We start from the raw sequence: 19,032 nt of genomic DNA, 5'->3' as shown, positions 1-19,032 counted from the left end.
CTCAAACAATAGCGGCATGGTTGCATGCCGGAGCGGCGACAATAACCAGCGCTGATCTGAGATCAATACCCTTTATCGTCATCTTACGATAAATCTACCAATCGCCGGCTGCTGCCTGAATCAATGCCAGCGCGGCCACCGCAGCGGTGTCGGCGCGCAAGATTCTGGGCCCCAGACTGATCGGCACAACAAATTCGAGCCCAAGCAGGCGTTCACGCTCGTCATCAGAAAATCCACCCTCGGGTCCAATGAGCAGTCCCAAACGTTTTCCCTTGAGCCGCGAGATCGTATCCAATGGCGAGGCTAACGCCGCAGCTTCATCGCAAAAGATCAGAACACGGTCACCGTGGGTATCGGCCCATTGAGCCAACAGTGTGTCAAACTCTATCTCCGGCGCTATATCCGGAACGCTGAGAACTTCGCATTGCTGAGCAGCCTCAACAGCATGCGTCTTGAGCTTTTCGGGGTTGAGGCGGGCATTTTGAACGTAGCGCGTAATGACGGGCTGGATTATCCCCGCCCCCATTTCCGTAGCCTTTTGGATCTCATAATCGAGCCGCTTGATGGGCGCAAAACCGAACCAGAGATCGTTGGCCGGCGTCTGCTCGGATGTCTGTGCAATCAGTCGCAAGGAAACCAGTTTTTTTGCCACCTGCACGATTTCTGCAAGAAATGCGCCGTCTGTGCCGTTGAAAACAACACAATTGTCGCCCGGCGCGCGGCGCAACACGTTGATCAGATGGTTGGTCTGGACCTTGTCCAGGGCAATCTCTATCCCGCTTGAAAGCGGCATTTCCACGAAAAGGCGGGGCAGAGTCTTATGGGTGCGCGGCATGGGGCTGTTGACTTAGGCTTGTGAGCGGGTAGAGCCTCTTTGCCAGACAACGTTCCGGCAAAAAAGGCAAGTCATGCAGGATAACATTACGGGCACAGTCGCCGATGCTCCCAAAGGCAATTGGGTCGACCGCTATGCACCGTCTTTTGCCAAACCCTATTTGCGCATGTCGCGTCTCGACCGGCCCATTGGCTACCAATTGCTTTTCTGGCCGTGTGCCTATGCGCTTGGATTGGTCAGCATAGCAACCGGCACTGCGTTCAACTGGTGGCATCTCGTCTTATTCTTTCTCGGCGCCATTGCCATGCGCGGTGCAGGGTGCACGTTTAACGATATCGTTGATGGCGACATCGACGATAAGGTGGCGCGTACCCGCTCGCGTCCGATCCCATCAGGCCAGGTCACTGTCCGGCAGGCCGCTGTCTGGCTGGTGGCACAATCGCTGGTCGGGCTTGCCGTATTGATTCAGTTCAATGGGTTTTCGATCCTACTCGGAATCGCCTCCCTCGGGCTCGTGGCAATCTACCCGTTCATGAAGCGGATCACCTACTGGCCACAACTTTTTCTCGGACTGGCCTTCTCATGGGGTGCATTGCTGGGGTGGGCCACAGAGACCGGCACATTGGCATGGCCAGCCGTAGTCCTCTATTTCGGGTGTATCGCCTGGACCATAGGGTACGACACAATCTATGCACTCCAGGACGTCGAGGACGATGTACTGATCGGCGTCAAATCCACGGCGCGTCTGGCCGGCGAGAATGTCATTCCATTTGTTGCTGCATTTTACGGGCTGGCCGCTATCCTTTGGGGAACAGCGGCTTTCATGGCTGGCGCGGGACTTGTGTTTTTTGGCGTCTTTTTGGCGACGGCGGGGCTGCTTGCCTGGCAGGTCCTGACTATAGAACGCAAAAACGGCGCGCGGAGCCTGATGCTGTTCAAGTCCAATCACTGGCTCGGCGTTGCATTGACAGCAGCTTTTATCATCGAAGGGTTGACCTAGCCGACAAAAAACAGCCCCGCCGATTGTGGCGGGGCAGTACCTGCACTTGGAGGTCGCAGGATAGTCGATTATGCCTGTTTTTCACCCGGCTTGCGACGGCGGGCGAAGCGTGAGCGCCGCTCGGCCTCGACCGAAAGCATACGACGGCCATTCGAGTTACCAACCATCACGCCATCGATCTGCTGGGAATAAGCGACGAGCGCGCCATCCCCCGACCGAATATAGAGCGGAAGACGCAGCTTGCGGCCCCAGTTCTGCCATTCAGCGACGACGTTAGAGTTGCCCTCCTCTTCGAAGACCCGATAGTGGAGATCCTCATTTGAGTGAACCAGCTCGATGGCGCTGGACAGATTACCCTCGTCGGTGATGCGGGTGGAAACGGCGACGCCAATATATTCGGCAACCGGCACCTTGATCTTGACGGTTACGCCGCTCTTTTCGAGCTTGCGCCGAACGGTCACGGTCATCATGTCATCACGCCGTCCATTATCATTGGCAGCATTGTGAATCCGATGCCGCGGGTAGACCGCGCCCTGCAGAAGAGTCGATGGAAAACCATCAACGATCATGCCGAAAACCATAGTGAGCCTTCCTGTCAACTTCCGAGAGCTTTTTGTTTTTGGTGCTCTCTTTTCGTTGAAACCAATCTAGCGCGGCGCTCTCATCATCGGCTTAAAAAACGGGGTTAAGTTTCTCTTGTGTCAAAATGGGTTAGCGGAATCTCACCCTGTGTAAGAAGCGATTAACCGAGCCGCTTGCGCCTGCCCGATTATCAGCCTAACAAGGACCGCGAAGTGCCATCCGCGCCCGCGGGGAGCACGTTTGACACTGATCGGTTTGGGAGTGGGCATGCCCACCACTGTCCCCCAGGACATTAAAAACGACATCAAGCTGCTAAAATCTGCAGCAGTCCATGCAGGGATCATCGCGCTCGGTTTCTTCCGAACCGACATGCGCACCTGGACCAAAAATCTGACCTCCCCGGTTTCCGAAGCCGATATCGCTGTCGACAACTTCCTGTCCGGTGCGTTGCGCGCGGCCAGGCCGGACTATGGCTGGCTGAGCGAAGAAACCGCGGACTCCCCTGCTCGGCTCGATCACCAACGGGTCTTTATCGTCGATCCTATCGACGGAACACGCGGATATATACGCGGCGAAGACAGCTGGACGATATCTCTTGCCGTGGTCGAGAACGGCGTCGCCGTAGCCGGCGTGGTCTACGCGCCTGTGCGCGACGAAATGTATGTCGGCGGATTGGGGCTGGGCGCAACTTGCAACGATGTGCCCATCACTGCCGGACGAACAACGTCCAATGCGCCCCTCATCCCAGCGCCCGCAGCGGTATATAACGAATTGACCGCACTCGGGTTCGACTACACTAAAGGCCCTGCCTACCCTTCGCTGGCTTATCGACTGGTGCAGGTGGCCGCGGGCAAGCTTGATGCGGCAGTTGCCCGGCGCGGCGCGCAGGACTGGGACATTGCAGGTGCCGATATCATCCTTTCGGAGGCCGGAGCACGCCTTGAGGACGTATGCCTTGGCACGCCGCGCTACAACGGCACCGACACTCGCCACGCCGCGCTTGCCGCAACTGCTGACAATTCAGTATTATCGCCCTTGTGCGATGCCTTGCGCGTCGTCTATGGCTGCCCGCAACCCGATTCCGAAAATCCAGAACCACAGGCTTAAGCATGAGCGAAGCACCGGCCAAACAACTTCTCCATCTCGTCATCGGTGGAGAGATGTCAGCTCTTGAAGGCGTCGAGTTCAAAAACCTCGATGAAGTCGATATCGTCGGGGTCTACCCCAATTACGCATCGGCCTATGCCGTCTGGAAACAGAAGGCGCAGATGACCGTAGACAATGCCGAAATGCGCTACTTCATCGTGCACATGCACAAGCTTTTGGATCCGGCTCAATCGAGCTGATCCAAACCCAGGCTATTTCTCGCCAATGGAGCGTTGATAGGCCGCGAATGCGGCCTGCGCATCTGCGTAAGGCTCCTGCCTGTCGACGCTCCAATACGTCAAGTCCTCAATCGGAATGGGCGCATTGGTCATCGCACAACGCACGAACGTACCAGGCTTGACGACGACATAATCGGCATCAAGGTAGCGGATCGTAGCTTCTGACGGCGCAAAGCCGGAATCGAGAATATTCATGGGCAGGTTTCCTCTGCCTGTTTTCTAGCGAGCTTTGCGTCCGCGGTCAAAACAGACTTTCCTGCTCACCACTGCCCTCTTCGGACCTTGGCTTGCGCTTGGGGATTGATGGCGCTCCCGAAACTGTTGCAGCGATCGATCCCTGTGCTAGATCGATGTTTAGCGCATCACCCGGTTTGACGTCATCGGACGCACGGACAAGATTGCCGCAGGCATCGGTGACCAATGCAAAGCCTCTCGCCAAAACCTGATGGTAACTTACCGAGGAGAGCAGCTTTGAAAGCCCGTCAAGTCGCGCCCGACGGGTTTCCGCGATCCGAATGAAGGCTGGGTCCATGCGGCCGGACATCGCGTCGAGGTGACGACGTCCCTGTTCAATTGGCGTGGTCATGAGACCAAGGCGCAATCGGCTGGCGATTGGGGAGAAAGCAACGCGAGCTCGACCAGCACGCGTTTGCAGACCATGCCGGCCGCGCGTTGACGCGGCTTGCAATCTGTTGGCTGCAGCATCGAGCCGCTGGCGCAACAACCCAATTGCCAGTCTCCCAGCGACACGTTGGTGAGCCATTGCCTTTGTGTGCTGCGCCGCGCGCAGGCCAGAGGCGAGGCGGGCTGTGGCAAGATCGAGGCGCTGGCGCTGGGTGGAAACAAGGTCACCCGGGCGAGGCAATCCGCCACAAGCTGCGCGAAGGCGGTCCTTGAGATTGCCCGAGATACGACGTGCAGCAAGGCGTTGGCGGGCGCCTAAATCTTCAACATAAGCTATCAATTCACCGCGGACAGGCACAGCCATTTCGGCGGCACCGGTGGGCGTCGGAGCCCGGCGGTCGGCAACGTAGTCAACCAAGGTTATATCGGTCTCGTGGCCGACTGCGGATATGACCGGTATGTCGGAACGCGCAACGGCACGAACAACGCTCTCTTCGTTGAATCCCCACAGATCTTCGATCGAACCGCCGCCTCGCGCCACGATCAGCAGGTCGGGCCGCGGAATCGGCCCATCGGGCGAAAACGCATTAAAGCCATCGATGGCGGCGGTCACTTCAGAGGCACATGTATCGCCTTGAACGCGGACCGGCCAGATGATGACATGCGAAGGAAAACGATCATCGAGGCGATGAAGAATGTCGCGGATCACCGCTCCGGTGGGCGACGTCACCACACCAATGATCTGTGGCAGATAAGGTAGTTCCTTCTTGCGTTCAGGTGCAAACAAGCCCTCGGCAATGAATTTCTTCCTGCGCTCTTCCAGCAGCGCCATGAGCGCGCCAGCGCCCGCCGGTTCGATGTTTTCGATTACGATTTGATACTTTGATGAGCGCGGATAGGTTGTTAGTCGCCCAGTGGCAATAATCTCCAGCCCTTCCTGAGGCTTGAAGGCCAGGCGTGAATAACTGCCTTTCCAGACCACAGCATCCATAGCTGCAGAATCATCCTTGAGCGTGAAATAGCAATGGCCCGAGCTGTGCTGGCCGCGGAACCCGGAGATTTCACCACGCACGCGCACGTAACCGAACTGGTCCTCGACGGTACGCTTGACCGCCTGGGAGATTTCCGAAACCGTAAATTCGAAGGCGTTGGATTGATTGTCGCTCATGGTGTCGTTGGTGACCGAGCTTGGGATCGCCGTCAAGGGTGGCGAGTTGTCATCGCACATGATAGATGGGCGCAAAACTGAAGGCAAAGAGGGTGTGCCACATGCGGGTATTGCTGATCGGATCTGGCGGACGCGAACATGCCCTCGCCTGGAAGATGACCCAATCAGATAGGCTGGAAAAGCTGTTTGTCGCGCCCGGCAATGGTGGCACCCAATCAATCGCCGAGAATGTCGCGCTCGATGTGACCAACCATGCAGCCGTCGTCGACTTCGCAGTGCGAGAGCGGATAGACTTGGTCGTTGTGGGTCCTGAAGTACCATTGGTTGCGGGGATTGCCGACGATCTGCGCGCCGCTGGGCTCGCGGTTTTCGGACCCTCCAAGGTCGCCGCGCAACTTGAGGGATCCAAGTCCTTTACCAAGGCGCTCTGCGATGAAATGGGCATCCCTACAGCGGCTTACGCCCGGTTCGACGCGCTTGCGCCTGCTCTGGATTATCTCGATCAGCAAGGAGCTCCGATTGTCATCAAGGCCGATGGTCTCGCTGCAGGCAAGGGCGTTACCGTTGCTGAAACTCTCGAACAGGCCCGCGAGGCCGTGCGCGATTGCTTTTCAGGCACATTCGGTGCCGCCGGCGCCGAAGTGGTGATCGAAGAGTGTCTGGTTGGAGAAGAAGCGAGCCTGTTCGCAATCTGCGATGGAGAGCACACAGTTTTGTTGCCTGCCGCGCAGGATCACAAACGCGCCTTCGATAATGACAAGGGACCCAATACCGGCGGCATGGGCGCCTATGCTCCGGCTCCGGTGATGTCCGATGCGCTGATCGAGCGCGCTTATCGCGAAATCGTCGCCCCTGCGATTAAGGGGATGGCGGCGCGTGGGACTCCATTTTCAGGCGTTCTGTTTACGGGTCTGATGATAACCAAGGACGGCCCGAAACTCATCGAATTCAACACCCGCTTTGGCGATCCAGAATGCCAGGTTCTGATGATGATGCTTGAGAGCGATCTGCTCGACATTCTCGAAGGTACAGCCTTGGGCACCCTTTCAGGGGTCTCTCCGCGTTGGAAACGCGGTTTTGCCCTGACGGTCGTCCTGGCGGCCAATGGCTATCCGGGCAGCTACGACAAAAACACCGTTATTGAAGGTGCCGACGCCATCGACAGTGACACCGTAAAGATCTTCCACGCCGGCACGGTTCGGAACGGCGATACACTGTTGGCCAATGGTGGACGGGTTCTAAACGTGACGGCTCTCGGCGAAAGCGTCAGCGAAGCCCGAAGCCGCGCCTACGCCGCCGTCAAAGCTGTTGATTGGCCCGACGGCTTTTGCCGTAGCGACATCGGCTGGCGCGCACTCTAACGGCAATCACTTCTCAACCCTAAAGGGCTAGGCTAGGCTTTCGGAAGAACCGGAGGGCCCTTTGTCATGGGGACAATCAGCGATCCCAGAATCGGAATTGCTCTTGGCGGCGGAGCAGCTCGCGGACTGGCTCACATTCCCTTTATCGAGGCGATGGACGAATTGGGGCTTGTCCCCCAAAGGATCTCGGGCACATCGATTGGCGCTCTTATCGGATCGGGATGGGCTGCCGGACTGAAAGGCCGCGAAATCCGGGGCCTTTCATATGAAATGCTCGGAACGATGAACGGCTTGTTTGGGCGTCTTCTGTCTACGCAAGTACGGTCGATGGCCAAGATATTCCGTGAAGGCATCTCAATTCAACTCGACCCCGTACAGGTGGTCGATACCTTCACACCAGACGATATGCCAGACACGTTTAGTGGGCTGAAGATCCCCTTTACCTGCGTCGCTACCGATTTCAGGTCTTGGCACCAGGTGGCTTTTCATGAGGGTGCGCTAAAACCAGCCGTCGCGGCATCACTGGCGGTACCGAGCCTTTATCGGCCCGTTCATTACCACAAGACAGTTCTTGTCGATGGCGGCGTCGTCAATCCCTTGCCACTCGATCATGCCGCAGCAGACACCGACATTCTGGTGGGCATCGATGTCAATGGCGATCCTCATGCCTGGCCGGATGGCTATATCCCGACGATGCTCGATATCGGGTTCGGCTCGGCCCAGATCATGATGCATCAGTTGATCGCACACATGATAGCCGCCTATCCTCCCGACCTCTATTTCCGGCCACATCACGTCAATATCGGCGCCCATGAATATTGGCGCGTACGAGAAATCATAAAGGCAGGCGAAGCCGAGAAGGATCGCTTCAAGCGCGCCATCGCCGCTAAGATCGAAGGCTTTATCGCCGCTCAGAAAAAAACCGTCTGAGCATCTCGGCGGCCCGAGTAGCCGAAACGCCGCCGATCACTTCGGGTGCGTGATGACAGGTGGGCTGAGCAAAAAACCGCACGCCATTATCCACCGCGCCACCTTTGGGATCCTCGGCTGCGTAATAGACACGACGCAGCTTTGCATGGGCAATGGCCCCGGCGCACATGGTACACGGTTCAAGAGTGACGTATAGGTCACAATCGGCTAATCGCCCCGTCCCGTCCGCCATGAGCGCTGCGCGTATTGCGTTAAATTCGGCATGGGCGGTGGGATCATTGTTCGCGCGCATTGTATTGCGGCCCGTTGCCAGCACTTTGCCATCGCGCATGATGACCGCTCCGACCGGAACCTCTCCAGCGTCGGCAGCTTCGGTTGCGAGCGCGAAGGCGATTTCCATTGGATTGTCGGGCGTGTCCATCGTTTAGGGCTCATATCAGCTTTGGTGCTACATGTCCGCCCCGTTAGAGTGGTCGCAAAGGAGAATCAGCACAGATGGCAATTCGCCAACTCCCAGACGATCTGGTCAACAAGATTGCCGCCGGCGAAGTGGTCGAGCGGCCCGCCAGTGTCGTGAAAGAACTTGTTGAAAATGCGCTGGACGCTGGGGCCAAACGCATCGCGATTACGACAGCAGCTGGTGGCAAGAGCCTGATCCGCATCGAGGATGACGGCCATGGCATGGGTGAAGCCGATCTAACGTTGTCGGTAGAGCGTCACGCTACATCCAAACTCCCCAATGACGGTCTCGACGACATTCGCACGCTCGGGTTCCGGGGCGAGGCCCTGGCCTCAATCGGTTCGGTCTCCGATCTCTCGATTGCTTCGCGCACGCAGGATGCCGAAACTGGACTAAAAATCAGTCTCAAGCGCGGCGTCAAATCCGGACCAGTTCCCCATCCGATAAATCGCGGTACCGTTGTAGAGGTCAAGAACCTGTTTGCCGACATTCCGGCCCGGCTCAAATTCCTAAAGACCGATCGCGCGGAAACTGGCGCAATTACCGATGTCATCAAACGCCTGGCGATGGCCCATCGGGGGGTGCATTTTGTCCTGTCGGGCACCGACCGACAACCGATCAACTGGCCCGCGCAAACCGGCGAAAATGCGGTTCATGCAAGGCTTGCACAAATCATCGGCGCTGACTTTCCCGAAAACGCGCAACAGATCGGGTTTTCGCGCGGAGGTATCGTTGTAGGAGGGCTTGCCGGGTTACCGACATTTTCCCGTGCCAATACGCTCAACCAGTTCTATTTCGTCAATGGGCGATCGGTGCGGGACAAGGTTTTGCTGGGCGCTGTACGCGCCGCCTATGCCGACTTTCTCCACCGTGACAGATTCCCGGTCATTGCCCTTTTCGTCGCCATAGATCCGGGCGAGGTAGATGTGAACGTACACCCGACCAAGGCCGAACTCCGTTTTCGCGACCAGGGCGCCGTACGTGGTGCAGTCATACGGGCGATCGGAGAGGCGCTGGCTGCTGCGGGCTTTCGTGCGTCATCCAGCGTTGCCGGTTCGGCACTGGCCAGTTTCCGCACGCCCATCGCGCATGGCGGCTCAGAGCCGTCCAACACTTTTGCTGAACCGTCCGGCACATCGGCCGGATACACATCCCCCTCGCCCATGCTGGGGCAGCAGAGAACTCTCTCTCCAGATCTAGCCGCCGAGATCCGTCAGTTTGACGCTCCCAGCGCGCGGTACGAGATGAAGGAAACCGCGGCGGTTGAGCAGCAGGACTTCCCCCTCGGTGTTGCAAGAGCACAGGTGTTTGAGAACTACATCGTTGCCCAGAACGGTGACGCGCTCGTTCTGATCGATCAGCACGCCGCCCATGAGCGACTGGTTTACGAACGCTTCCGGACCCAACTGCGCAGCGGACCTGTTGCCAGTCAGCGACAGCTCATTCCCGTGGTTATCGATCTGCCCGAGGAAGATTGCGGGCGACTCGAAGACGCGGCTCCCGTGCTTGCAAAACTGGGGCTTTATCTTGAGCGGTTTGGTCCAGGCGCAGTGGCCATCAACGAGACTCCTGCCCTATTGGGACAAACCGACATCGAAGGACTTGTGCGCGACCTGGCAGATGGCTTGGCCGAATGGGACAATGTGGCCATTCTTGAAGAACGTATGGATGCGATTATTGCGCGTATGGCATGTCATGGGTCTGTTCGCTCGGGTCGACGCTTGCGCGCCGACGAGATGAACGCGCTCCTGCGCGAGATGGAGGCAACGCCTCATTCTGGCCAGTGCATTCACGGTCGTCCAACCTATATCGAAATGAAGAAGGGCGATCTTGAGCGCCTTTTCGGGCGGCGTTAAAGCCGGCTGCGACCCAGCCTAAATCAAACGTTTTTTGCAGTTGCGGAACCTGCCTTGTCGACTTCGGCCTGGGCAGAGATGAGTAGGCCTGCCGTTGCAGCAGCCAGCGTGACCAAAGCGCCCAGAATACCCAGGATAACGAGTGCCATTGTATCGGCTCCAGCTTGATTTCGGTAGGGGAGCAACCCACACGTCGCGGGCGCGGTTCCTGAAAAAAGGCTGGCGATGGCCAATTTGTGGCGAGTGTGTGGCAAAAGCCACTTTCCCCGCTATCATTCACAGTGTCGACGTCACTCGAGTTCAAGAAATGTAACAGCGGTCTCGGCATACTCGCGACGATCGACAATCCGTGTACCTTTAGGTGCAGCGATGGCGACGTCTTTGCGCTCTTCGAGAACGATAAGCGCATCGGGCGCGATCCAACCGCCGGCAACGGCGCTGGCAATGGCTTTCTCGCCCAGTCCCTGGCCGTAAGGAGGGTCGGCGAACACGAGTTCGGCGGGTTTGATCCGCTCAACAGGACCAAGATCTGTTGCATCACGCTTTAAGAGCTTGGTCTGGCCACCGACACCAAATGCTTCGATATGGCCGCGGATCAAGCCACGCGCCTCAATACCGGTGTCGATAAAAACGCAGTGCGCAGCACCACGCGATAGCGCTTCGAAACCGAGCGCGCCCGTGCCGGCAAATATATCCAGCACATACAATCCTTCAAAGTGAGGACCGATACGACTTCCAATAATGGAAAATACGGCTTCTCTGACACGATCGGAAGTCGGACGAATGTCGTCCGACTTCGGTGTTTCGAGTTGTTTGCCGCGGAACTTTCCTGCGACGATACGCATCTACCTATTTGTCCCCGTCCGGGCGCGGTCGACGCGGCCGATCGGGCCGCTGACCTGTCGAGGGTCTGGAATCTCGCCGCGGCGGACGTGGACCGCTTGGCTTTTCAGATCCAATTTCACGACGTGGTCCCTTTGCAAACGACTTGCCTCCAGGACGTGTCTGACCGCCAGGGCCCTTCGAGAAGGGGCGTTCCGGCCCTGCGCCTTCGCGGCGGGGCCCCTTGGAAAACGGCCGATCACCAGTCGCCCCCTCACGACGCGGGCCCTTGGAGAAAGGACGGTCGCCGCGCCCACCTTCATGACGGGGGCCCTTTGAAAAAGGACGATCGCCGCCAGCGCTATCGCCGCGAGGACCCTTTGAGTAGGGCCGTTCGTTTCCAGCACCTTCACGACGCGGGCCCTTGCTAAAGGGACGATCGCTGTCCGCGCCCTCGCGCCTCGGACCTTTGGTGAATGGGCGGTCGCTTCCACCCTCACGACGCGGTCCTTTGCTGAAGGGGCGCTCACCACCTGCCGACTCACGGCGCGGCGGACGATCCGCATCCTTACGGAACGGACGATCGCCGCCTTCAGCCCGGTCAAACCGACGTGGACGGTTATCTCCATTGCCAGTGTCGCGCGGGCCGTTGCCAAACGACTTTCCGCCCGAGCGTTGCGGGCGATCTCCAAAAGATCTCTCGCCGCGGTCAAAGCTTTTGCCGCCCGGACCTTCGCGTCTCGGTCGATCGGCAGCACCTGCCTCATCGCGTTTACCCCTGCGGTCACCGCCGGACGGAGTGAAGCTCTGCGATGGACGTCCATCATCAAAATGGACCGTACGAGGCGGCTCTTCGCGGCGCTCTGGTCGTTTGAAATCAGGGCGTTTGCGCAAGCCGCCAAAGCGATCGCGTTCAGTGGGCTGGCTTTCGCGCTGCGGCGAGCGACGGCGTGGCTGATTTGGCTCTTCAAGAACCGGAGAGTCAAAATCGGCACCGGCGCTTTCTGCCAGGCGCGCACCAAGCTGATCCTTGAGAATCCGGCTTTTGACTTTTTCGACCGATCCTGTCGGCAAATCCCCGAGCTGGAACGGGCCGTAGGAAAGCCGAATAAGACGGTTCACCTCAAGGCCAAGGGCGCCGAGCACATTGCGAACCTCGCGGTTTTTGCCCTCGCGCAGGCTCATGGTGATCCAGACATTGGCTCCACTGGTACTATCGAGCACTGCCTCAATAGGCCCGTAATCGACACCCTCAACCGAGATACCCTTGGCCAGCGTATCGAGCTTTTCCTGGGTAACCGACCCGAAGGCGCGGACACGGTAGCGCCGCACCCAGCCGGTTGCCGGCAGTTCAAGCGTGCGCTTGAGACCGCCATCGTTGGTCAGCAGCAGCAGGCCTTCTGTGTTGTAGTCGAGGCGGCCGACAGTGAGAACGCGCGGCAGACCGAGCTTTTCAAACTCGGAAAATACCGTTGCCCGGCCCTCGGGGTCCTTTTCAGTCACCATAAGGCCCGCTGGCTTATGATACAGCCAGAGCTGGGTGGCCTGCTTGCGGGCCAAAGGCTTGCCGTCGACAGCAATTGTATCGTTCTCGACAACATTGAACGCAGGTGTCTTGACCGCGCTGCCATTGACCGCAATGCGGCCAGCGGTAATCCAGGCTTCTGCATCGCGACGCGAACAGACACCTGCACGAGCGATGACCTTGGCGAGACGCTCGCCGGGTGGGGGTGGGGACTTCTCGCTCATTGGAGCGTCTTTCTTTCAATTTGGAGATATCAAAACAAAGCGAGGCCAACGGCCCCGCCCTGCGCAAATTCCTGTTGTATTCGTGCGATCAGCGCGACGCTGCAGCCCGCACATCGGGCGGGCAGCGCGGATCGGCCAAGCTCACCAAATCACCATTGGCCGCCTGACACATCGTTTGCTGGCCGCCGACTGTCTGAAAATACTGCTCAGGAGGCAGATAGATATTGCGCTCAGTCATTCCTTGCGCATTGCGATATGCGGCCATACGTGCAGCGAGCTGACGCGCCTCTGCTTCTGTCAACGGACGACCCGCGGTGGCGCCAGACGACAGGACACGGCCTGACCGCAGGGCGTCAAGATCAGCGGTGGTAAGTCCGCTCGCATCGATGGTGACTGCGTTTGAATCCTCAGGGATGACCGCTGCCGACTGGCTCGGCGGTGGCGGGGTTGCGCCCGAGGCCGGAAGCACCAGCGGGCTGCGTTCGCCCGACACAATGTCCTTTTCTTCCTGAGGCACAATGCCGACGCCTTGCAGCGTAGAACGCATCACTTCTCGCTCGAACGTCAGGGGATCTGTGAGCGCATTAGTGCCCTCGACCGTGGTGCATGCCGCAAGCGCGGAGGCCGCAGAGACGGCCAAAAATGTCAGACGCAACAGGCGCTTAGTCCTGCCCTTGCTGTTGATAGCTGTACCCATGAACGTCTCGACCACCCTGATGATCCGTAAGTTTGTGGCGTTATAGCCCATTGGCGGGCGTAAGGCCAGAATTTGACCGATTTACGATTTCGCTTCCGGCTCGGGCCGGGGACGGAGGACGTCGACGATCAGTAAGATAACCCCGGCGCTGATGGCCATGTCGGCCAAGTTGAACACATAGGGGAAAAAGCTCAACGCAAAAAAATCGGCGACCGCGCCATAAACGACCCGGTCGATGGCATTCGAGAGGGCCCCGCCAATTGCCAGGGCGATGCCGATACGCGTAAGCAGCGAGTCTTCCTTGACCCACCACCACGCCAATGCGACCACAGCCAAGGCCATGATAAGCAACAACATTTCCGGAGACACCCCGCCCATCAGTCCGTAGGAGATGCCGGTATTCCAGACAAGCGTGTAGTCGAAGAACGGGGCGACGTTGATAATTTCGCCGCCCGTCCAACCGGCAATATCGACCTGAAAGTATTTGTGCAGTCGGTCGAAAATCAGAACGTCCAACCCGAGGAAAAAACTCCACAGGACCGACGGTTTCATCAATACATTCATACGCTTAACCCTGCAGCAACCCGTTCTCGCATCGCCTGGGCGTCGCGGGGGGTCAAATCGGGATAATCGGCGTCAGAACCAACCTTTGAGGAGACCTTCCACGAGCGAGCGCACCGGGTTCCCTCTGCGCGGGCAAACACCACTTCGACCCCTGGGACCTCGTCCAACTTGAAGAATTGTTGGTCCGAAAAGCTATGGAGTTGAGTGGAAATTGCCGAGACAATACACAATTCTGCGAGATCCTGAGTCTCGACAGCTTCAGCAAGCGCAGAATCGGTAATGGCGACGACCGGAGCCGCTTCGAGCGACGACCCGATCACCTTGTTCTTGCGCTCGATTTCGAGCGCTCCGGTAACCACCCGACGCACCGCACGGATTTTTGCCCATTTTGCCGCCAGCGCGTCATCACGCCATTCGGACGGCACCTCGGGGAAGGTCCGGGTATGGACGCTTGAGGTGGCGCCAGGGTTACGCTCAAGCCAGATCTCTTCCATGGTGAAGACGAGCACCGGTGCGAGCCATGCGGTGAGGCAGGAATAGAGCTGATCGAGGACCGTTAGGGCGGCCTTGCGCTTTTCCGAGGACATCGGATCGCAATAGAGCGCATCCTTGCGGATGTCGAAGTAGAACGCAGAGAGTTCGAGGTTCATGAAGTTGGCGATGGTGTTGACCACGCGCTTGTAGTCATAGGCCTTGTAGCCCGCCCGCACTTCGCCATCGAGCACTGCGAGGCGGTGCAGGATGAGTTTTTCGAGCTCGGGCATGTCGGCATGATCAACCGCTTCCTCGGGCTTGTAATGGGCAAGGTTGCCCAGAAGCCAGCGGAAGGAATTGCGCATCTTGCGATACATCTCGACGGTGTTGGCGAGGATCTCGTCGCCAATGCGGTGATCTTCGGCGTAATCGATGGTCGCGGCCCAAAGGCGCAGGATGTCGGCGCCGAACTTCTTGATGATGTCCTGGGGGGCAATGGTGTTGCCCACGGACTTGCTCATCTTGAAGCCCTTGCTGTCCATGGTGAAGCCATGGGTCAGGACAGATTCATAGGGGGCAAAGCCGTTGGTGGCGCAGCTTTCGAGCAGCGAGGAATGGAACCAGCCGCGATGCTGGTCGGAGCCTTCGAGATACATGGATGCGGGGAATTTCAGATCCGGCCATTTTTCCCTGTTGCGTAGAACGAAGGCATGGGTCGAGCCCGAGTCAAACCAGACGTCGAGAATGTCGGTGACCTTGGTCCAGTTTTCCAGGTCTGCGAAATCATTGCCGAGGAAGCGCTGTTTGGCGTCTTCGGCAAACCAGGCGTCGGCGCCCTCTGCGTTGAAGGCGGCGATGATGCGGGCGTTGACAGCATCGTTTTTGAGGATTTCGCCGGTGTCAGAATTGATGAAAACGGTGATCGGCACACCCCAGGCGCGCTGGCGCGAGAGCACCCAATCGGGGCGATCGGCGATCATCGAGCGCAGGCGGTTCTGGCCGGCGGCGGGCACGAACTTTGTGGCGTCGATGGCGGTGAGAGCGCGGGTGCGCAAGGTGTCATCCGCTCCCTTGCCAAGGTCCTTGTCCATATAGACGAACCATTGGGGGGTGTTGCGGAAGATGATGGGTTTTTTGGAGCGCCATGAGTGGGGATACTGGTGCTTGAGACGGCCGCGCGCAAACAAGGTGTTCGCTGCAATCAAGGCGGTGATGACGCGCTGGTTGGCGTCGCCCTTCTTGCCCTTATCGTCAATGACGCGAGCAGCGCCGCCTTCGACATCGGGGCCGAACCCTGGGGCATCCTTGGTGTAGAAACCGGCATCATCGACGGTGAACGGGATGGAGGTGTCGATGCCCTTTGCGGCGATGGCGCGGCCCTCGGCCATCCAGATTTCAAAGTCGTCAGCACCGTGGCCGGGCGCTGTATGGACAAAGCCGGTGCCGGCATCGTCGGTGACGTGGTCGCCTGCCAAAAGAGGCACTGAGAATTCGTACCCGCCGGCCAGACCCCGCAATGGATGGTGCAAAGTCATTGCGGCCAATTGTTCGGCAGTCACATTGCCCAGCCGTTTTGCCGTCAGTTTTGCCTTCTTGAGGCATTCATCGACCAACTTGTCGGCAAAGATCAGTTTTTCGCCAGCCTGGGGGCCAAAGTCATTTTCAGCGCTCTCGATTTCGAACAGGCCATAGGCGATCTGATCGGAATACGAGACCGCACGGTTGCCCGGAATGGTCCAAGGCGTCGTCGTCCAGATGACGACCGATGCGTTTTCCAGCGCCTTGCTGTCAAGCATGGGCACGTCGCCAGCATCGCCAACCCATTCGGCTCCGAACTCACCTTCGACCTTGGCAACCGGAAACTTCACCCAGATCGCGTCGGATTCGTAATCCTGATATTCGATCTCGGCTTCGGCGAGCGCTGTGCGTTCGACGACCGACCACATGACGGGTTTGGAGCCGCGATAAAGCTGGCCGGAGGCGGCGACTTTCATCAGTTCGGACGCGATGGTGGCTTCGGCGTCGAAGCTCATGGTGAGATAGGGGTTGGCCCAATCGCCATTGATGCCGAGGCGCTTGAATTCTTCGCGCTGGACGTCGACCCAGTGCTCGGCAAAGGTACGGCATTCGGCGCGGAACTCGTTGACCGGCACTTCGTCCTTATTGCGGCCCTTGGCGCGGTATTGTTCTTCGATTTTCCATTCAATGGGCAGGCCGTGGCAGTCCCAGCCCGGCACATAGGCCGAGTTGTAGCCCAGCATCTGCATGGAGCGGGACACGAGATCCTTGAGGGTCTTGTTGAGCGCGTGGCCGATATGGATGTTGCCATTTGCGTAAGGAGGACCATCGTGGAGCGTAAATTTCTCACGATCGCGGCTCTGCTCGCGCTGCATCTTGTAGAGGTCCATCTCCTCCCAGCGCTTGAGCCATTCAGGCTCGCGCTGAGGCAGACCGGCTCGCATGGGGAAATCAGTCTGGGGCAGGAAAAGCGTATCTGAGTAGTCGCGCCCAGAATTGTCTTGATCTGGTGTCGCGCCTGTTTGCGTGTCGGTCATAAGAACTCGCGGAAATCTTGGGTCATGAGATCGGGACCGCTTTTAACAGCGGCGGCGTGGAATTGCCAATGGGTTTGGCGGCAGGGTCCTGAGAGGTGCCGGCCGTGGTGCGTGCTGCATTCCGGCACGGAACCGGGATGAAGCCACGAGCGTCACGTGGGACCCAAACTAGCCAATCGGCCCATTGAAATAGCCCAGGGCGGCGTCCAGGCTGGAAAGCGGACGCGCCTGGGCGGTGATAATTCGCGCTTTGTCGCTGTCTAAATCCATCTGCGCAATCAGGGCTTCAAGACCATCAAACTTCATCTGGCCGCGAATGAACCCAAGCAATGCAATTTCAAGGGCCTCGCCATAGATGGTCCTGTCGAAGTTGAAAATGAAGGCTTCGAAAGGGGGCTTGGTGTTATCGAACATTGGCTTGCCATAGGCAGCGACGCCATCAAAGACCTCACCATCAAGGCGGACTTTGACTGCATAGACGCCCTGGGCCAAACCGAATGTATCGGGGACCCCCATATTGGCTGTCGGGTAGCCAAGTTCGCGTCCGCGCTTGTCGCCTTCGACAACGACGCCGGAGAAAATGTGGTGGTAGCCCAAAAGAACATTGGCGGTTTCTACATCGCCAACGGCCAGCGCTTCGCGGATGCGCGAAGAGGAAACAGGGTGCGTGCCGTCATCAAGCATTGAACAGATTTCGACCGAAAAGCCATGCTCCTCGCCTTGAGCGACAAGGAAATCCGGCGTACCCGCCCTGCCCTTGCCGAACTGAAAATCGGCGCCGACCACAACCCCTGACACTTCAAGCGCATCGAGCAGGTAGCGCGCGACAAAATCGGGGGCCTCGACCGAGGCAAGATCGCGCGAGAATTCCATAAAGGCGACGGCATTGAAGCCCAGGGCTTCGACAAGGGCCGCTTTTTGATCGGCATAAGTGAGACGATAGAGAAAAGGCTGGGGCGCAAAGACATCGCGCGGGTGCGGCTCGAAGCTGAGCACGAGCGCGGGAACGCCTTTTTTCGCTGCCATGGCGCGGGCGGCCTCAAAAACCTGCTGATGCCCGCGATGGCACCCATCGAAATTGCCGATCGCAACCACACCGCCCCTTAGGGCGGACGGAACCGAAGAAAGGCCATCAAGTCGGGCGAAAGTAATGCCTGCGGTCATATCGTGAGGATCGTTTCGTCGTGCTGATCGAAGGCCAAGCACCTGGCCCTAAACCGCTCTGAAATGTTCAGTTGCGCGGAAATTGCATTTTTGTCGACGCGATTGCAAGGGCTGAGGATCAGCCTGAGGCACCAATATAGCGCCAGACCTGCGCGAGACGCGGTTTCGCGGTGGCAGGTTCGGCAAAATCGACAAGCGGATACGCGGCGAGCGCACGAAGCCGTTCCTCGGGTAAATGTTCGCGCCCGATGTCTCCAATGTAGATTTCCACCCCGGCATCAAGACAAGTATCGAGAAACGCTATGACCCGTTGTGCGAGCGCAAAATCGTAAAACAGATCGCCAACCAAAATGACTTCGACCATCGGGGCCGGGCCGTCGAGCGGATCGGCAAGAACGGTCTTGATGGTCACAGCATTCAGCGCTGCGTTGAGCCCGACAGCGACAAGGCCGTTTACGTCAATGTCGCATCCAGCAGTCTCGTGCGCACCGGCCATTGCAGCCGCAATGGCGACAAGGCCAGAGCCGGTTCCAAGGTCGAACACAGAGCGCCCTGAGACAAGTTCAGGATGGGCGCGCAAATGGACGGCAAGGGCCAACCCGCCCGGCCAACACCATGCCCAATAGGGCGGCACGCCATCAGGGGCCAATTGCCAGACCCCACTGTGCGGAACTGCAAGATGGAGCTTTATGGCTGGCAGGCCGGGGGCCAAAGCCACAGGAAGCTTTTCGGCGATAAAGCGCCTGGCCCTGGTTTCTCGAGCAATCCGCTTTTTCTCAAAAGGCGTCAATTGCTCCATTTTCCCG

General features: G+C 58.4%; 19 protein-coding genes. 6 read left to right on the top strand and 13 right to left on the bottom strand.

All coding sequences use genetic code 11. The annotated features are described in order from the left end of the window. Window positions 1–94: 94 nt before the first annotated feature. Window positions 95–835: a 16S rRNA (uracil(1498)-N(3))-methyltransferase gene (locus ACN0TA_RS03975; RefSeq protein WP_417580030.1), complete on the bottom strand. Its 741-nt coding sequence runs from the start codon at window positions 833–835 to the stop codon at window positions 95–97. Between the two features lie 73 nt (window positions 836–908). On the opposite strand from ACN0TA_RS03975, the gene ubiA reads away from it, so the two are divergent. After that, entirely contained in the window at window positions 909–1,835 is a 927-nt protein-coding gene (gene ubiA, locus ACN0TA_RS03970) for a 4-hydroxybenzoate octaprenyltransferase (RefSeq protein WP_417580028.1), read from the top strand. 68 nt (window positions 1,836–1,903) lie between these two features. Here ubiA and ACN0TA_RS03965 read toward each other — a convergent pair whose 3' ends face one another. Continuing rightward, the gene (locus ACN0TA_RS03965) at window positions 1,904–2,416 is read right to left on the bottom strand and encodes a DUF6101 family protein (protein ID WP_417580026.1); all 513 of its coding nucleotides are present in this window, start codon (window positions 2,414–2,416) and stop codon (window positions 1,904–1,906) included. A gap of 268 nt (window positions 2,417–2,684) precedes the next feature. On the opposite strand from ACN0TA_RS03965, the gene ACN0TA_RS03960 reads away from it, so the two are divergent. Together ACN0TA_RS03960 and ACN0TA_RS03955 are read left to right on the top strand one after the other, a co-directional pair. After that, a complete protein-coding gene (locus ACN0TA_RS03960) occupies window positions 2,685–3,524 on the top strand; it encodes a 3'(2'),5'-bisphosphate nucleotidase CysQ (protein ID WP_417580024.1) in 840 nt (279 codons plus the stop codon). Window positions 3,525–3,526: 2 nt separating this feature from the next. Continuing rightward, window positions 3,527–3,763, top strand: a complete 237-nt coding sequence (locus ACN0TA_RS03955; protein WP_417580022.1) for a DUF4170 domain-containing protein — start codon at window positions 3,527–3,529, stop codon at window positions 3,761–3,763. Window positions 3,764–3,775: 12 nt separating this feature from the next. Here the strand turns inward: ACN0TA_RS03955 and ACN0TA_RS03950 are convergent, their stop codons facing one another. Together ACN0TA_RS03950 and xseA are read right to left on the bottom strand one after the other, a co-directional pair. Beyond that, the gene (locus ACN0TA_RS03950; RefSeq protein WP_417580020.1) at window positions 3,776–3,997 is read right to left on the bottom strand and encodes a DUF2093 domain-containing protein; all 222 of its coding nucleotides are present in this window, start codon (window positions 3,995–3,997) and stop codon (window positions 3,776–3,778) included. Window positions 3,998–4,043: 46 nt separating this feature from the next. Beyond that, window positions 4,044–5,594: an exodeoxyribonuclease VII large subunit gene (xseA, locus tag ACN0TA_RS03945; RefSeq protein WP_417580018.1), complete on the bottom strand. Its 1,551-nt coding sequence runs from the start codon at window positions 5,592–5,594 to the stop codon at window positions 4,044–4,046. Window positions 5,595–5,695: 101 nt separating this feature from the next. Here xseA and purD point away from each other — a divergent pair, with 101 nt between their 5' ends. Continuing rightward, a complete protein-coding gene (purD, locus tag ACN0TA_RS03940) occupies window positions 5,696–6,955 on the top strand; it encodes a phosphoribosylamine--glycine ligase (RefSeq protein ID WP_417580016.1) in 1,260 nt (419 codons plus the stop codon). A gap of 66 nt (window positions 6,956–7,021) precedes the next feature. Then, on the top strand, window positions 7,022–7,885 hold the full coding sequence (locus ACN0TA_RS03935) for a patatin-like phospholipase family protein (RefSeq protein WP_417580014.1): 864 nt from the start codon (window positions 7,022–7,024) through the stop codon (window positions 7,883–7,885). Here ACN0TA_RS03935 and ACN0TA_RS03930 read toward each other — a convergent pair. After that, complete coding sequence (locus ACN0TA_RS03930; protein ID WP_417580012.1) at window positions 7,857–8,306, bottom strand: nucleoside deaminase; 450 nt, start codon at window positions 8,304–8,306, stop codon at window positions 7,857–7,859. The two genes, ACN0TA_RS03935 and ACN0TA_RS03930, sit on opposite strands and share 29 nt — an antisense overlap. Window positions 8,307–8,380: 74 nt before the next feature. Here ACN0TA_RS03930 and mutL point away from each other — a divergent pair, with 74 nt between their 5' ends. Further along, on the top strand, window positions 8,381–10,201 hold the full coding sequence (gene mutL / locus ACN0TA_RS03925; protein WP_417580010.1) for a DNA mismatch repair endonuclease MutL: 1,821 nt from the start codon (window positions 8,381–8,383) through the stop codon (window positions 10,199–10,201). Window positions 10,202–10,224: 23 nt separating this feature from the next. Here the strand turns inward: mutL and ACN0TA_RS03920 are convergent, their stop codons facing one another. The 8 genes from ACN0TA_RS03920 to ACN0TA_RS03885 form a co-directional block, all read right to left on the bottom strand. Further along, the gene (locus ACN0TA_RS03920) at window positions 10,225–10,350 is read right to left on the bottom strand and encodes a hypothetical protein (protein ID WP_417580008.1); all 126 of its coding nucleotides are present in this window, start codon (window positions 10,348–10,350) and stop codon (window positions 10,225–10,227) included. Between the two features lie 141 nt (window positions 10,351–10,491). Next, window positions 10,492–11,046, bottom strand: coding sequence for a 16S rRNA (guanine(966)-N(2))-methyltransferase RsmD (gene rsmD, locus ACN0TA_RS03915; protein ID WP_417580006.1), 555 nt, complete (start codon window positions 11,044–11,046; stop codon window positions 10,492–10,494). 4 nt (window positions 11,047–11,050) lie between these two features. After that, the gene (locus tag ACN0TA_RS03910; RefSeq protein ID WP_417580004.1) at window positions 11,051–12,772 is read right to left on the bottom strand and encodes a pseudouridine synthase; all 1,722 of its coding nucleotides are present in this window, start codon (window positions 12,770–12,772) and stop codon (window positions 11,051–11,053) included. Window positions 12,773–12,860: 88 nt separating this feature from the next. Continuing rightward, window positions 12,861–13,469: a hypothetical protein gene (locus tag ACN0TA_RS03905; RefSeq protein WP_417580002.1), complete on the bottom strand. Its 609-nt coding sequence runs from the start codon at window positions 13,467–13,469 to the stop codon at window positions 12,861–12,863. A gap of 81 nt (window positions 13,470–13,550) precedes the next feature. Next, a complete protein-coding gene (lspA, locus tag ACN0TA_RS03900; RefSeq protein WP_417580000.1) occupies window positions 13,551–14,021 on the bottom strand; it encodes a signal peptidase II in 471 nt (156 codons plus the stop codon). Window positions 14,022–14,029: 8 nt separating this feature from the next. Continuing rightward, window positions 14,030–17,062 carry an isoleucine--tRNA ligase gene (gene ileS / locus ACN0TA_RS03895; RefSeq protein WP_417579998.1) on the bottom strand — a complete coding sequence of 1,011 codons (3,033 nt, stop codon included), beginning with the start codon at window positions 17,060–17,062 and terminating at the stop codon, window positions 14,030–14,032. 168 nt (window positions 17,063–17,230) lie between these two features. Continuing rightward, complete coding sequence (locus ACN0TA_RS03890) at window positions 17,231–18,226, bottom strand: bifunctional riboflavin kinase/FAD synthetase (RefSeq protein ID WP_417579996.1); 996 nt, start codon at window positions 18,224–18,226, stop codon at window positions 17,231–17,233. Window positions 18,227–18,344: 118 nt separating this feature from the next. Then, window positions 18,345–19,025, bottom strand: a complete 681-nt coding sequence (locus tag ACN0TA_RS03885; RefSeq protein WP_417579994.1) for a class I SAM-dependent methyltransferase — start codon at window positions 19,023–19,025, stop codon at window positions 18,345–18,347. Between the last annotated feature and the right edge of the window lie 7 nt (window positions 19,026–19,032).

Source organism: Pelagibacterium sp. (assembly GCF_048264985.1).
GTDB lineage: Bacteria > Pseudomonadota > Alphaproteobacteria > Rhizobiales > Devosiaceae > Pelagibacterium.
This window is presented reverse-complemented; position numbering and strand designations above follow the sequence as displayed.

Excerpts from the sequence above, each read along its gene's own strand:
- ACN0TA_RS03950 (WP_417580020.1), bottom strand. The coding sequence starts at position 3,997 with ATGAATATTCTCGATTCCGGCTTTGCGCCGTCAGAAGCTACGATCCGC.
- ACN0TA_RS03965 (WP_417580026.1), bottom strand. The coding sequence starts at position 2,416 with ATGGTTTTCGGCATGATCGTTGATGGTTTTCCATCGACTCTTCTGCAG.
- lspA (WP_417580000.1), bottom strand. The coding sequence starts at position 14,021 with ATGAAACCGTCGGTCCTGTGGAGTTTTTTCCTCGGGTTGGACGTTCTG.
- ACN0TA_RS03975 (WP_417580030.1), bottom strand. The coding sequence starts at position 835 with ATGCCGCGCACCCATAAGACTCTGCCCCGCCTTTTCGTGGAAATGCCG.
- ubiA (WP_417580028.1), top strand. The coding sequence starts at position 909 with ATGCAGGATAACATTACGGGCACAGTCGCCGATGCTCCCAAAGGCAAT.
- ACN0TA_RS03930 (WP_417580012.1), bottom strand. The coding sequence starts at position 8,306 with ATGGACACGCCCGACAATCCAATGGAAATCGCCTTCGCGCTCGCAACC.
- ACN0TA_RS03920 (WP_417580008.1), bottom strand. The coding sequence starts at position 10,350 with ATGGCACTCGTTATCCTGGGTATTCTGGGCGCTTTGGTCACGCTGGCT.
- xseA (WP_417580018.1), bottom strand. The coding sequence starts at position 5,594 with ATGAGCGACAATCAATCCAACGCCTTCGAATTTACGGTTTCGGAAATC.
- purD (WP_417580016.1), top strand. The coding sequence starts at position 5,696 with ATGCGGGTATTGCTGATCGGATCTGGCGGACGCGAACATGCCCTCGCC.
- ACN0TA_RS03935 (WP_417580014.1), top strand. The coding sequence starts at position 7,022 with ATGGGGACAATCAGCGATCCCAGAATCGGAATTGCTCTTGGCGGCGGA.
- ACN0TA_RS03960 (WP_417580024.1), top strand. The coding sequence starts at position 2,685 with ATGCCCACCACTGTCCCCCAGGACATTAAAAACGACATCAAGCTGCTA.
- ACN0TA_RS03905 (WP_417580002.1), bottom strand. The coding sequence starts at position 13,469 with ATGGGTACAGCTATCAACAGCAAGGGCAGGACTAAGCGCCTGTTGCGT.
- rsmD (WP_417580006.1), bottom strand. The coding sequence starts at position 11,046 with ATGCGTATCGTCGCAGGAAAGTTCCGCGGCAAACAACTCGAAACACCG.
- ACN0TA_RS03955 (WP_417580022.1), top strand. The coding sequence starts at position 3,527 with ATGAGCGAAGCACCGGCCAAACAACTTCTCCATCTCGTCATCGGTGGA.
- ACN0TA_RS03885 (WP_417579994.1), bottom strand. The coding sequence starts at position 19,025 with ATGGAGCAATTGACGCCTTTTGAGAAAAAGCGGATTGCTCGAGAAACC.
- ileS (WP_417579998.1), bottom strand. The coding sequence starts at position 17,062 with ATGACCGACACGCAAACAGGCGCGACACCAGATCAAGACAATTCTGGG.
- mutL (WP_417580010.1), top strand. The coding sequence starts at position 8,381 with ATGGCAATTCGCCAACTCCCAGACGATCTGGTCAACAAGATTGCCGCC.
- ACN0TA_RS03890 (WP_417579996.1), bottom strand. The coding sequence starts at position 18,226 with ATGACCGCAGGCATTACTTTCGCCCGACTTGATGGCCTTTCTTCGGTT.
- ACN0TA_RS03910 (WP_417580004.1), bottom strand. The coding sequence starts at position 12,772 with ATGAGCGAGAAGTCCCCACCCCCACCCGGCGAGCGTCTCGCCAAGGTC.